The following is a 13,018-nucleotide window of genomic DNA, read 5'->3' as shown; positions in this document are numbered from 1 at the left end:
AAATATGGAGTGCAAGAGTGAGCTATTATATAATTGAATGATGTAAAATATGACAGTGGCACAATTGTAGGGAGGTCTGAAATATGAGCGCGACTTTCTATCTTGTAAGACATGCTATAAAAGAAAGGGCAATTGGGGATGTCCCAATCACAACAAAAGGGGTCATACAAGCACAATCGACAGCAAGATATTTTGGTAATTTACCTGTAACAATCATACTTTCAAGTCCACTTCGAAGAGCGAAAGAAACCGCTGAATATATTGCATTAGAGACGAAATCACCGATGAATATGGATAGTCGATTGCGGGAACGTGCTAATTGGGGTGATCTTCCAGGGCAAACTTTTGAGGAGTTTGTTGCCATGTGGGAGCGGTCTACATTTGAACCCGAATATATACCACCCGTTGGCGATTCAGCAAAGGCAGCAGGTGAGCGTTTATCCTCTTTATTAACAGAATTAGCCAAGAAACACCCGTTACAAAGTAATATCGTAATCGTTACTCATGGAGGTTTAATAACTGATTTTTTGGTGAATACATTCCCCGAGAACCAACTGGAAGTTTGGCATCCTAATTTCGTTGCCGTACAAAGCGAGCTGGTTCCCGAGTGTTCTATAACAACACTAATTTATGAAAGCGGAAAGTATAAAATTGCAGGCTTTGCATCCGTTGATCATTTAACGCCAATCGATCTGTCATAAGTCTTCAGGTTCGTTTATCTTGGGCAGTTTCACGGTGAAGGTGGTTCCATGATCCGGAACGCTGTCGATCTGAATGGAGCCGCCATGATTATGAATAATATTTTGTGTGATCATAAATCCAAGACCTGTCCCCGTTTCTTTGGTTGTGAAAAATGGCTGTCCGAGTTTTTGAATTTGCTCCGGAGTCATACCGCTGCCTTCATCCTGAACACTGATCAGCACCTCGAGATCGCTGAATTCGGCTGTTATGTGAATCGTCCCACTTGTGCCCATGGCATCCATACCATTTTTAAGCAGATTGATAAACACCTGTTTCAATTGATTCATTTCCCCGGTAATCCATAGAGAAGTGTCCGGACAATGAAAAGTAATCTCGATATTTTTTAATGCAGCCTGAACCCTCATTAAGGTAATGACCTGATCCAATATGGGCAGGACATTCACGGGTTTGCTTATGTGGTTGCCCTGTGGTTTGGATAAAACCAGCAGCTCATTGACAATAAGCTCGATTCGTTTGAGTTCAGATTCAATAATATCGAAATACGATTCGGTACTGCGTTTTGATGACCTCATCAGCTTCATAAACCCATTAATGGAGGTCAGCGGATTACGGATTTCATGTGCGATTCCTGCTGCAAGCTGTCCGGCCATATTTAGCTTTTCGGATTGCATAATATATTCCTCTTTTTGCTGCTGATCCGTAATATCTTTGAAAACGCCAACGGCGGCTGGCTCTCCTTCATAATTGATAATCAGCGTAAAACCTTCTACAAACTTTTGCTGTCCATCCAAAGCGTTGATCATATAGCTGATACTTCGGAGTGACTGGTGCGTAACAAAGTTTTTTCTGCGGTCAGAAAGTGCTTGATGATAGGAAGTATCGACGACTGAATCGGTAGACATCCCGAGAACTTCGCTTTTATCATTGGCATGAACGAGCCGGAGTGCTGCTGGATTGACGTATTGGATGATCCCTTTTTTGGTGATCAAGACGGCCAGCGGCATTTTCTCAAGAAGCTGATAATACGAATTTTGGATATCCAGCAAAATAACTTCAGTTGAATGAAGCAGCCCCTCCGTCTCGGTTAAAAGGGTGCGATCTTCAAATTGCACCAAATAATGCGATGGAAAAGGGTCCTCATCATAAATAATCGTGAGATGAATGGTCATATTCAGTTGTCGACCTGCTCTATGTAGTACTTGCTGTTCAAATTTTCCGTATGTAAGATGATTGGATTCGAGCGACTTGCCGAATTCCGAAATGACAGTCAGCATATCATGATATGTAATGTCCAGGGAAGGGATGGAATGGAGTTCGTGCCGTGGATGTCCCAAAAGATCACATAATGCGGGATTAACCTTTAGAAAGGTTCCATTGAGCGAGATGAGAGCCATTCCAAGAGCAGCATGCTGAAAGGTCGGATCATAACTCTGGACATGATCACGTAACACCGATAATCTCCTCTCTTATTCCATTTTTATGTCGGATTGTACCCATATTATAATCATGATAAGGGACGGTCTTCAATGGAAGAATCAAATATTTTTAGCGTTTTCGACGGAAGTATGTTCTTTTCCATGAGATTAAAGACTTTTCCATGACAGGATTTTATTGGTATCCAGGCGAATATAGTAGATCATTGATTCTTTAGTAAGTGTAAAAATCTGCTGGAATATAATAGGAATGGAGTGCTGAATATGACATCAGAAAGTATTGAATCCAGGTTGGAATCGCTTGGAATTATTCTTCCGGGGTCGAGTTCCCCGGCCGCAAGATACGTCAACTGCGTGATCGTGAATGGACTGATGTTCGTATCGGGAAAGGGCCCTTCAGGTCAACCGAAGGGAAAGCTGGGAAGTGATTTTTCGACCGTGGAAGGCTATCAATTCGCCCGGAGTACCGGACTTGAGATTTTGGCGGTTGTGAAATCTGCTCTCGGAACACTGGATAAAGTGAAACGAGTGGTGAAAATACAAGGCTTTGTGAATGCGCAGCCTTTTTATGAGGAGCATCACAAGGTATTAAATGGCTGTTCGGATTTGATGATGGATGTTTTTGGCGAGCGGGGAAAGCATGCGCGGTCTGTATTTGGAGCCGTGTCCGTAAGAGATAACCTGCCGATCATCATTGATTCGATTTTTGAAGTGGAAGAGTAAGCATTATACCAACAATCAATGCTTTTTATCGAACCACAACACGGCCTAGGCAATTCCGGTGTGTGGTTCTTTATATTCTATGAAGCAAGGAGCAGGCAAAACGGATGATGAAAATGACCGAAATTCAAGTGCGGATGGAACAGATCCCGCTGCTTGCAGGCAGCGATTCCATGATACATATCGACAAAGGGTTTTCCGGTGATCAAAAATTCATAGTGACAAAAGGAAGCCGAGAATACCTGCTGCGAGTCTTTGACATCAAGCTGTATCCGCAAAAAGGAGTGGAGTATGAAGCTTTGATACGGATGCAGCATTACCAGGTTCATTGTTCGAGACCCTTGGAGCTTGGCCGATGGGATGACATTGAACTGGGATATATGATATTGACCTTTATCGAAGGTGAGGAAGCCGCTGTTGGAATATCGGATTATTCACCTGAAATACAGTATGCCATCGGGCTGGAAGCGGGAGCGGAGCTGTTGAAAATACATCAGTATCATGCGCCTGAATTCATTCCATCCTGGTACGAAAGGCAGGTCAGAAAATATCACCGCAATACGGATCAGTACCGCAGCTGTGGGGTTCGAATTAAGGAGGACACCAAGCTTTTCGCGTTTATAGATGAGCATCTTCATTGGATGCTGCACCGGCCGAACCGGTTCCAGCATGATGATTTCCATCTGGCGAATCTGGTTGTCAAGGAGGGGCATTTGTCGGGTGTGATTGACTTTAACCGGTGCGATTGGGGGGATCCCATCCATGACTTTTTGAAAATCAGCTTTTTCTCGAGCGATTTGAGTGTTTCATTTGCCATCGGACAGATCCATGGATATCATGGTCAGCAGGAGCCGGACGAGATATTTTGGCAGCTGTATTCGCTTTATTTGGCCATGAACCTGGTTGGTTCGGTTGCTTGGACGCTCAGAGTGCATCCGGAGGGAATAAGTGACATGATGGATAGAATCGACAGGGTGCTGGAGGATCATCAATATTTTGAAAACATGGTTCCGGTCTGGTACACCAATCACAACATGAGACAGGAGGCTTGAATGTGATTGCCGTACACGGAGCGCGGATCGCTGAGGAGGCAGTCGTGATTCAAACGGTCATATATATGGTGAGACATGCGGAGTCGAAGTACATACCGGGTATGGAAGAAGCCAGGGGACTTTCCGAAAAAGGGATGAAGGATGCCCTCTTCGTTAGAGATATCCTGCGTACGGAGGATATCGACGCTTTTTTTTCGAGCCCATATCAACGGGCTATTCAAACCGTGGAACCATCGGCTCGTGAAGCGGGCGGGGATATCATTCTTATTGAAGACTTGAAGGAAAGAACCCTTGCTGGCGAGGATTTTCATGTACCGGAGGGTCATTTTTTCAGCTGCAAAAAGCAGCTTTACGATGATTTTCATTTTACGATTCCTGGTGGAGAGTCGAGCTCAGAAGCGCAGTACCGAGGTTCGCAGGTCATATTGAAGCTTCTTGAAGAGCATCGCGGTAAAAAAATAGCTATCGGCACCCATGGAGATATCATGACGTTGATCATGAATTATTTTAACAGGGAGTATGATTTTGAGTTTTGGAGATCGACATCCATGCCTGATGTGTATAAACTGGCTTTTGAAGATAAGGAATTAAAGCAGGTTACGAGATGCTGGGCGGAATAAAATTTGATAATAGAAGCTGCGCTGGATAATGAAATCTGGTCAGCTTCTTTTTTTTGACTGAAAATGTATTAAGTTTGTGGGGGTTTTTGTGGATGTGACTACAGATGTAAAGACGCTGGTTCACATCTCTGCTATATTGGGATTAATATTGCAAACGATGGCAAAGGGTGGGATTTGTTTTGAGGACAGCTTCCGGTGAACGTGCTACACTGATTTTCCGTTTTTTTATACCTTATGCGCTTATTCTGCTGGGTTCCTTGCTTGTTGGATGGTTTGCTTATCATAAAACCTCGGCTCTGGTGGAGAGTGAAACGAAGAAAAGCAATGCGGCAGCGCTCGGACAAATCCGGGAGGCGCTGGACCGGCGTTTTGCGGAAGTGGAGACCATTGCCGAGCAAATGTCCAGTGAGTCCAAAATCCAGTCCTTTCAATTCGTCAAAGCCCCTTTTCAGAACACTAATCCATATCGATTATGGGATCTGGAGCAAAGCTTGTTTGATTACCGGATGTCGAACCATTTTATCGTGGATTATTATATCGCCTATAAGAGCAGCGGCATGTTTATTTCTCCGCGCAAGGTGTATAACGCACAGCAATTTTACAGCCTCCAGCTTCGTTACGACAACATGTCCTATGATGAATGGTACGCTCAGCTTTTTAATCAATATTATTATAAAACCTATAAACCCGGTATGCCCGTGATATACGAAGGAAAGGCATATTCGGTCGTCAGTTATATGCAGTCGTTTGGAACAAGAGACAGCGGCGGAGTCATTACCGTGCTCATTAACAACCGTCAGATCCAGGAGATGCTTCAGCATATAGATTCGGAGCAGGGCGGATTCGCTTATGTCGCTGACCAGAATGGAAACCTCATCAGTCACACGGGACTGGAGGGACAGTCCATAGATTTGAAAGCGCTTCCTGTCCGAGAGGGGTTTTCGCAAATTCAGTGGAACGGGAAAAAGATGCTAATTACACAAACGACTTCCAGTTATAACGGCTGGACCTACGTATCTGCCCAACCGGAAACGGTTGTCCTGGAAAAGGCCAATTACATCAAGGAACTTACATTAACCGTATTCCTTCTGGCGCTTATCGCAGGGCTCCTGGTAGCTGGTTTTCTGGCTTACCGCAGCAGCCGCCCTGTGTTTAAGCTGCTCCAGCTGCTGCCACTGAAGCCTGGGGGGAAAGAGAAACGTCCGCTCGGCAATCTGATGGATGATATCAGGAGTTCGGTATCCGCCTTGGTGGAGAGCCATGATGCGCTGAACAGCCGGCTTGAAGCCCAGGTTCCGCTGCTGAGAAATGTGTTTTTCGACCGCCTCCTACAAGGCGGTTTTACATCAGAAGAGGAAGTTGAGGCGGCGATGGAGCATTCCCGTGTTGAGCTTTGCGGAACTTATCTGACTGCCGCGATTATCCGGCTTCGGGGCTATCATGCACCGTACAATGAAGAAATGCTGATGGAGCTGGATATCGTGAAGCTGAACATCCGGGATGTTATCTCTTCGAGCAGTACGGCAGAACAAGTCTTTGTACAGGTTCATGATTTGGGCGAAAACAAGCTGGCTCTGCTGATCCATGGTGAAGGGGATTCCTCCGAATATTTTATGGACATGGTAAAGCAGCTCGTCCACCATTTATATGGAAGATTACAAGATGCAAGCAATGCAGGTCTTTTATTAGCTGTCGGAACCTGCCAAACCAGACTGACGGAGATTTATCGTGCATTTGGAGAAGCTGAATTCATCTTGCTTCATGCTGCATGGAGCGAGCAGCAACCATTATTATTTTACAATGATGCGCAGGTGCCCGTTCCCGCTTATTTTTATCCTTCGGATGTTGAACAGCGATTGATTCAGCTGGTGAGATCGGGCAACAAGCCGGAGACCGCCCGCTTGATGGAACAAATCAGGGATAAAAATGGGGGAGAACATCAGGTACCGGCAGTCGTCGAACGGCTTCTTGCTCAAGAGCTGTGCGGAACGCTGATGAAATGCTGCGAACCCTCCGGCTCGGGTGAGGATCTGATAACCCATGAAGTGGAGGTCGTGTTGAAGGCTTCCGATCCGGCATTGTCCCCTTCCGAAGCGATTCATATGTTGTTTCAGACATTGCTGCAGCTCTGTCAGAAGTATGAGGACCGCAAACGAAGTCATAATGATTCTCTGGCAGGCAAGCTGATCGAATATATTGACCGTCATTATCCGGAGCCGGATCTTAGTCTTGCGGTGCTTGCGCAGGAAGCTCGGACTTCCGAAGCATATGTGTCATTTTTCTTCAAAGAACAAACGGGCATGAACTTTTCAGACTATTTGGAGAATGTCCGCATGGAGGAGGCCAAACGACTGCTTGCCCATAGCGGCAGACCTGTGAGTGAAATTGCGGGACTTACAGGCTACTTGTCCCTGAATACGTTCAGCAGAGCTTTTAAACGTGCGAATGGTTTCAGTGCAACGGAATTCCGGAAGGAAAACCAGCCGCGGGAAGCCTGAATGTAAAGAAAAGAATAATGCCCATAATGCGGAATAATGTTCATTCTAAAATACGGCATAGCAGCCAAAACATGCAGATTTACCTCCGAAAAGGCTCTCGTCTATACTTCAGTCACCAGCCGGTATAAAAAACTTAAACGGGGGTGACTATGCTGAATCTTTGGAAGGACTTCCGAAGCAAATGGCAATTGTACGCGCTGTTTGCTTTGCCGCTGCTCTACATCATTATATTCAAGTATGTGCCGATGTACGGCGCACAGATCGCTTTCAAGGAATTTAACGTAACCAAAGGCATCGGAGGCAGCCCTTGGGTGGGATTTGCACAATTTGAGCGTTTTTTTCACTCCCATGAGTTCTGGAGATTGCTGCGGAATACGCTGGTGATCAGCTTTTATGCCCTGCTCGCGAGCTTCCCGTTTCCTATTATCCTGGCATTGGGACTGAACTATGTGAAGAATCGGCGTTTCAAGAACACGGTACAGATGATCACATATGCGCCGTATTTCATTTCCTTGGTTGTCCTGGTGGGGCTCTTGCTGCAGTTTCTTGATCCGCGGACCGGACTGATTAACACATTGCTCGGATGGTTTGGCCTTGGACCGTTTCATTTTATGGCCCAGGCTTCCTGGTTTAATTCGATCTATGTATGGTCGCATGTGTGGCAGAATACTGGTTTTGCCTGCATTATCTATTTGGCTGCGCTCTCCGGCATTGATCCGGCCTTGCATGAGGCGGCAGTGATGGACGGGGCGACGAAGGTCCAGCGGATGCGTCATATCGATATACCGGGCATTCTGCCGATCGCGGTCATTCTTCTGATCCTGAATACCGGACAAATGCTCGAAACGGGCTTCGAGAAAATTTTGCTGATGCAAAATGCGCTGAATCTGCGCTCTTCTGAAGTCATCGATACCTACGTCTATAAAGTGGGGCTTGTATCACAGGCTATGAATTTCTCTTATGCGACAGCCATTGGCTTGTTCAAAGCGGTGATTGGCTTCATCCTGCTCATTATCGTGAACCAGACAGCCAAACAATTGAAGCAGGAAAGCTTATGGTAGAAAGGCGGCGGAAACCTTGCGAAAAACAAAAATGAAAGAAGCCGGCTCTGACCGTCTATTTACGATCATGAATTATTTGGTACTGACTCTGATTATGATTATCGTGCTGTATCCGCTCGTTTATGTTGTAAGCGCTTCATTCAGCTCGAGCAGTGCAGTCTTGTCAGGACGCGTGTGGTTGTGGCCTGTTGAACCAACGCTGGATGGTTACCGGGCTGTTTTCAAAAATGGAATGGTTGTACGCGGCTTTATGAACACCTTGTTCTACACCGTGGCGGGAACGGGAATTAACCTGCTGTTTACGGTTCTGGCAGCTTATCCGCTGTCCAGAAAAGATTTCCGCGGACGGAATGTATTTATGCTCCTGTTCGTCTTCACCATGATGTTTAACGGAGGGCTTATTCCGACCTATTTGCTGGTAAAAAATCTCGGCATGATCGACACGGTCTGGTCCATGCTGATTCCGGCGGCCTTGTCGGTCTGGAATGTCATTATCATGCGGACGTATTTTCAAACGACGATTCCCGGCGAACTACTGGAAGCATCGCAGCTGGACGGATGTACAGATTTCCGTTTCCTGCTTCGGATTGTATTGCCCTTGTCCGGGCCGATCCTTGCGGTTATCGCCTTGTTCTATGCCGTGGGGCATTGGAATCAATATTTCAACGCAATGATTTTCCTGAAACGGGCGGATTTGTATCCGCTGCAATTGATTCTTAGAGATATTCTCGTCCAGAACGAGATCAATATTGACATGCTCGGGGATGCGAAGACCGCTGCGGCGCGTCAGGGACTGCGGGAGCTGCTCAAATATTCACTGATTGTTGTGACCTCTGTCCCGCTGCTCGTGGTGTATCCATTCGTGCAGAAGTTCTTCGTTAAAGGTGTCATGATTGGCTCGATAAAGGGCTGATAGCGGGTCATGAAAGATTTCGATAACTTTTGAAAAAACATGGAGGGTTGTTATGTACAAGAAAGCTGGCAAGATCGCAAGTCTGGTCATTGCTGTCAGTATGCTGCTCGCAGGATGCTCAGGCGGCTCGAAAGAGGGAAGCGGGGAGACGGAAGAAAGTAAAGCGCCCGCAGCCCAAACGGTTGAATTATCGGCACCAGGCACCTATCCGTTGGTAAAGGATAAAACGACGCTCAAGATCATGGTGCGCGGCAATCCGCTCGTGGAGAACTTCGAAACCAACGAGTTCACCAAATGGTATGAGGAAAAAACCAACGTGCACATTGAGTGGGAGGTTGTTCCGGAACAGAGCATGCAGGAGAAGCTGAACCTGGTACTGGCAAGCGAGGATTATCCGGACGTCATCATGGGTCTGAATGTATCCCCTACACAGCAAATGATCTATGGATCACAGGGGGCGTTCCTGCCGCTGAATGATTTGATTGAAAAGGAAGGCACTCAAACGAAGAAAATGTTCCAGGATAATCCTGAAATCAAGGACACGGTTACCGCCATTGACGGCAAGATCTATGCGCTTCCTGAAGTTAATGATTGTTATCACTGTTCCATGAGCCAGAAAATGTGGATTTATGAGCCTTGGCTCAAAAAGCTCGGTCTCGAAATGCCGAAGACAACAGATGATCTCTACAATGTTCTGAAGGCTTTTAAGGAGAAGGATCCGAATGGCAACGGGAAAAAGGATGAAGTACCGCTTTCCATTACTCAAAAGTCATGGCGTTCGACCATAGATTCGTTCCTGATGAACTCCTTCATTTATAATCCGGTGTACGGATCAAGCAGCAAACATATGTACATTAAGGGCGGTAAACTCGATGTTGCGTATAACAAACCGGAATGGCGCGAAGGCCTGCGTTATCTTAACAAGCTTTACAAGGATGGACTAATTGCTCCGGAATCATTTACCCAGGACGAGAACCAGCTGATTCAACAGGGTGAAAATCCGGATACGGTAATTTTAGGCGCTTCCACGGGTGGTCATGAAGGCGTATTCACACAGCTGCTGGGTGAAAGCGGACGCTGGAAAGAGTATAAGGCTGTTCCTCCTCTAAAAGGACCGGAAGGCGTGCAGTATGCCGCAACGGATACCACTGCGTTGACTCCTGGATCCTTCATCATTACCAAGAAGGCCAAAAATCCGGAGCTTGCTCTGCGCTGGGCGGATGGCTTGTACGAGAAAGAAATGACGCTGCGGAGTGTGTACGGCCGCCCCGATCAGGAATGGCGTGACGCCAAGGATGGCGAAATCGGCATTAACGGCAAGCCTGCCGTATGGTCCGAGCTTAAATCCTTTGGTACGGTTCAAAATGTGAACTGGGCTCAGACCGGGCCGGCAATGCGTTCTAACGATTTCCGCCTGTCGGCTGTAGCAAAAGGTGATGATGATTTAGAGGTAATCCTGTACAACGAGACGAAGAATAAATATGAGCCGTATAAACCAACAGATGTCAGCACAGTGCCGCCGCTGTTCCTGACCAATGAACAGGCGTCCGAGGTGGCCGATTTGGCCAAGACCATCAATGACTATGTGGATGAGATGATTGCCCGTTTTGTCATTGGAGATGCGAGCCTGGATACGGAATGGGACAGCTACGTCAGCCAGCTGGATAACATGAACTTAAAACGTTATCTGGAAATTTACCAAACGGCTTATGATGAGAAGAACAAAAAATAAACCAGCAAACGGAGGTTAAGACTGACATGAATCCGCGTTTTGAAAGAACACTTCCTCTGATGGAAGATCGATTCGGCTTGTTTATTCACTGGGGCTTGTATGCGATCCCGGCAAGGGGAGAATGGATTCGGAATAATGAACGCATCACCAATGAGGATTATCAGCCGTATTTCGAAGAGTTCAATCCGGTTCTATACGACCCGAGGAGCTGGGCGAAATCAGCCAAGGCGGCCGGTCAGCGCTATGCTGTTCTCACAACCAAGCATCACGACGGCTTCTGTCTCTTTGACAGCCAGCTTACGGAGTACAAGGCAACAAATACGCCGGCTGGACGGGATTTAATCCGCGAGTATGTGGATGCATTCCGGGAAGAAGGTATTAAGGTCGGTTTCTATTATTCTTTAATCGATTGGTATCATGATGATTATCCGGCATATGATGACAGACATCATCCGATGAGGGGCAATGAAGACTTCAAGGACAAGGAAACGGAGTTCGACCGCTACCTAGACTATATGCACGGCCAGGTGCGGGAGCTTCTCACCAACTACGGCAAGATTGATATTATCTGGTTCGACTTCTCCTATGACGATATGACAGCCGAGAAGTGGCGGGCAACCGAGCTGATTCAGATGATTCGCTCTCTTCAGCCGGATATCGTCATTGACAACCGTCTTGGCGGCAACATTATGGCGGAGGAGCCTGAAGTGTACGCAGGCGATTTCTTCTCACCTGAACAGATTATCCCGCCTGAAGGAATCGTGAATTCGGCTGGTGAGGCAGTTCCCTGGGAAGCATGTATTACGCTGAATGATCATTGGGGATACCATTCCACCGATCATAATTACAAGTCCCCGCGCCAAGTCATTCGAGCGCTGGTGGAATGCGTCAGCAAGAACGGTAATTTACTCTTAAACGTGGGTCCGGATGCCAAAGGCGAGATTCCTGAAGAGTCACTCGAAATTCTGGCGGCTGTCGGGAAGTGGCTTCACCGCAATGGCGACAGCATTTACGGCTGTGGAATCGCTAGCTTGCCAAAGCCGGAGTGGGGACGTTATACCCAACGCGGTAATAAACTGTATGCGCATGTATTCGACCGGGGCATCGGACCCATCTACTTCCAGGGCTTAAAAGGTAAAATTAAAAAAGCAAGGCTGTTGTCTGATGGCAGTGAGCTTCATGTGCAAACGCCATGGATGGCGGATCAATACTCCGATACGGAAAGCGGCGCTTTTATTCACATTGCCGGCGGAGATCTGCCGGATGAACTGGATACGGTGATTGAGCTGGAGCTTTTTGAATAGATGATAGATAGCGGTACAAATCGCTTCTAAGATACTTATATGGCAAGGAGCTGATAAACGGGATGAAGCCAGGAGTAAGCAGCTATAGCCTGCTTCACGCGATCAAAGCCGGCGAGATGTCCGTGCTTGATGTCATCGACTGGATTGCGGAGCAGGGTGGAGAACATATGGAGATCGTTCCTTATGGATATACGCTTGAAGACCAGCCTGAACTCGCGGATGCCGTCCGCGAGCGGGCTGCGGCGAAGGGGATCGAGTTGTCCAATTATTCGATGCCCGCAAATTTCGTGCAGGAGACACGTGAAGACTTCGAGGCCGAGATGGAGAGGGTCAAAAGGCATGTGGACACTGTACACCGACTGGGCATGAAGCATATGCGCCACGACGTGACCGCTTTCACGCTGCCGCCCGACAAATGGGGAATTGACTATTTGGAGGATCATCTGGAGCAGATCGTGGAGGGCTGCCGGCAAATTGCTGATTATGCAGCCGGTTATGGCATCACGACCACGATCGAGAACCATGGCGTCAGCGTTCAGGCAAGCGACCGCGTACAGCGGGTTCTCCGGGCGGCGGACCGTCCGAACTTCAAAACGACGCTTGATATCGGCAACTTCCTCTGCGTCGACGAAGAGCCTCTGGTTGGCGTGAAGCGGAACCTGCCCTTTGCCTCGCTGATTCACGTCAAGGATTTCTATATCCGTCCCGCGGATGAAAATCCCGGCGGCGGCGACTGGTTCCGCAGCACGCATGGAAACTATCTGCGGGGAGCGATCTTTGGCCAGGGCGATATCGATGTCCGTCGCGTGCTGCGCTTGGTAAAAGAATCCGGCTACGACGGATATATTACGCTTGAGTTCGAGGGTATGGAGGAGTGCCGTGAGGCCACAAAGCTGGGTCTTGAAAATTTGCGGCGAATTTGGAATGAGATTTAGAGGGTAATATGAAAAGCCTGTTCATGCTACTAATGCATGAACAGGCTT

General features: G+C 47.4%; 11 protein-coding genes. 10 read left to right on the top strand and 1 reads right to left on the bottom strand.

Going from position 1 to position 13,018, the window contains the following annotated elements:
* Positions 1-83 precede the first annotated feature (83 nt).
* Complete coding sequence (locus tag KJS65_RS11320; RefSeq protein ID WP_213649910.1) at positions 84-701, top strand: histidine phosphatase family protein; 618 nt, start codon at positions 84-86, stop codon at positions 699-701.
* Here the strand turns inward: KJS65_RS11320 and KJS65_RS11315 are convergent.
* Positions 696-2,153: an ATP-binding protein gene (locus tag KJS65_RS11315; RefSeq protein WP_244864487.1), complete on the bottom strand. Its 1,458-nt coding sequence runs from the start codon at positions 2,151-2,153 to the stop codon at positions 696-698. The two genes, KJS65_RS11320 and KJS65_RS11315, sit on opposite strands and share 6 nt — an antisense overlap.
* Before the next feature lie 246 nt (positions 2,154-2,399).
* On the opposite strand from KJS65_RS11315, the gene KJS65_RS11310 reads away from it, so the two are divergent.
* The 9 genes from KJS65_RS11310 to KJS65_RS11270 all read left to right on the top strand — a co-directional run bounded on the left by KJS65_RS11310 (position 2,400) and on the right by KJS65_RS11270 (position 12,970).
* The gene (locus tag KJS65_RS11310) at positions 2,400-2,858 is read left to right on the top strand and encodes a RidA family protein (RefSeq protein WP_136604877.1); all 459 of its coding nucleotides are present in this window, start codon (positions 2,400-2,402) and stop codon (positions 2,856-2,858) included.
* Between the two features lie 104 nt (positions 2,859-2,962).
* On the top strand, positions 2,963-3,907 hold the full coding sequence (locus tag KJS65_RS11305) for an aminoglycoside phosphotransferase family protein (RefSeq protein WP_244864486.1): 945 nt from the start codon (positions 2,963-2,965) through the stop codon (positions 3,905-3,907).
* A 2-nt stretch (positions 3,908-3,909) separates the two neighbouring features.
* Positions 3,910-4,527, top strand: a complete 618-nt coding sequence (locus tag KJS65_RS11300; protein ID WP_244864485.1) for a histidine phosphatase family protein — start codon at positions 3,910-3,912, stop codon at positions 4,525-4,527.
* Between the two features lie 179 nt (positions 4,528-4,706).
* Positions 4,707-7,025 (top strand): AraC family transcriptional regulator, encoded by a 2,319-nt coding sequence (locus tag KJS65_RS11295; protein WP_213649909.1) that lies wholly within the window; start codon positions 4,707-4,709, stop codon positions 7,023-7,025.
* A 149-nt stretch (positions 7,026-7,174) separates the two neighbouring features.
* Positions 7,175-8,086, top strand: a complete 912-nt coding sequence (locus tag KJS65_RS11290) for an ABC transporter permease (RefSeq protein WP_213649908.1) — start codon at positions 7,175-7,177, stop codon at positions 8,084-8,086.
* Between the two features lie 31 nt (positions 8,087-8,117).
* The gene (locus KJS65_RS11285) at positions 8,118-8,999 is read left to right on the top strand and encodes a carbohydrate ABC transporter permease (protein ID WP_374706180.1); all 882 of its coding nucleotides are present in this window, start codon (positions 8,118-8,120) and stop codon (positions 8,997-8,999) included.
* A gap of 52 nt (positions 9,000-9,051) precedes the next feature.
* Positions 9,052-10,731, top strand: coding sequence for an ABC transporter substrate-binding protein (locus tag KJS65_RS11280; protein WP_213649907.1), 1,680 nt, complete (start codon positions 9,052-9,054; stop codon positions 10,729-10,731).
* A 26-nt stretch (positions 10,732-10,757) separates the two neighbouring features.
* Positions 10,758-12,035 (top strand): alpha-L-fucosidase, encoded by a 1,278-nt coding sequence (locus KJS65_RS11275; protein WP_213649906.1) that lies wholly within the window; start codon positions 10,758-10,760, stop codon positions 12,033-12,035.
* A 62-nt stretch (positions 12,036-12,097) separates the two neighbouring features.
* Positions 12,098-12,970 carry a sugar phosphate isomerase/epimerase family protein gene (locus KJS65_RS11270; protein ID WP_213649905.1) on the top strand — a complete coding sequence of 291 codons (873 nt, stop codon included), beginning with the start codon at positions 12,098-12,100 and terminating at the stop codon, positions 12,968-12,970.
* The last annotated feature ends 48 nt before the right edge of the window (positions 12,971-13,018 follow it).

Source organism: Paenibacillus sp. J23TS9, assembly GCF_018403225.1.
Classification (GTDB): domain Bacteria; phylum Bacillota; class Bacilli; order Paenibacillales; family Paenibacillaceae; genus Paenibacillus_AQ.
Note: the sequence above shows the minus strand (reverse complement) of the source record. Positions and strands in the feature narration are given on the sequence as shown.

What these genes read in the sequence shown, in the direction of transcription:
- KJS65_RS11320 (WP_213649910.1), top strand. Translation starts at nt 84, where the DNA reads ATGAGCGCGACTTTCTATCTTGTAAGACATGCTATAAAAGAAAGGGCA.
- KJS65_RS11310 (WP_136604877.1), top strand. Translation starts at nt 2,400, where the DNA reads ATGACATCAGAAAGTATTGAATCCAGGTTGGAATCGCTTGGAATTATT.
- KJS65_RS11305 (WP_244864486.1), top strand. Translation starts at nt 2,963, where the DNA reads ATGATGAAAATGACCGAAATTCAAGTGCGGATGGAACAGATCCCGCTG.
- KJS65_RS11290 (WP_213649908.1), top strand. Translation starts at nt 7,175, where the DNA reads ATGCTGAATCTTTGGAAGGACTTCCGAAGCAAATGGCAATTGTACGCG.
- KJS65_RS11285 (WP_374706180.1), top strand. Translation starts at nt 8,118, where the DNA reads ATGAAAGAAGCCGGCTCTGACCGTCTATTTACGATCATGAATTATTTG.
- KJS65_RS11280 (WP_213649907.1), top strand. Translation starts at nt 9,052, where the DNA reads ATGTACAAGAAAGCTGGCAAGATCGCAAGTCTGGTCATTGCTGTCAGT.
- KJS65_RS11275 (WP_213649906.1), top strand. Translation starts at nt 10,758, where the DNA reads ATGAATCCGCGTTTTGAAAGAACACTTCCTCTGATGGAAGATCGATTC.
- KJS65_RS11270 (WP_213649905.1), top strand. Translation starts at nt 12,098, where the DNA reads ATGAAGCCAGGAGTAAGCAGCTATAGCCTGCTTCACGCGATCAAAGCC.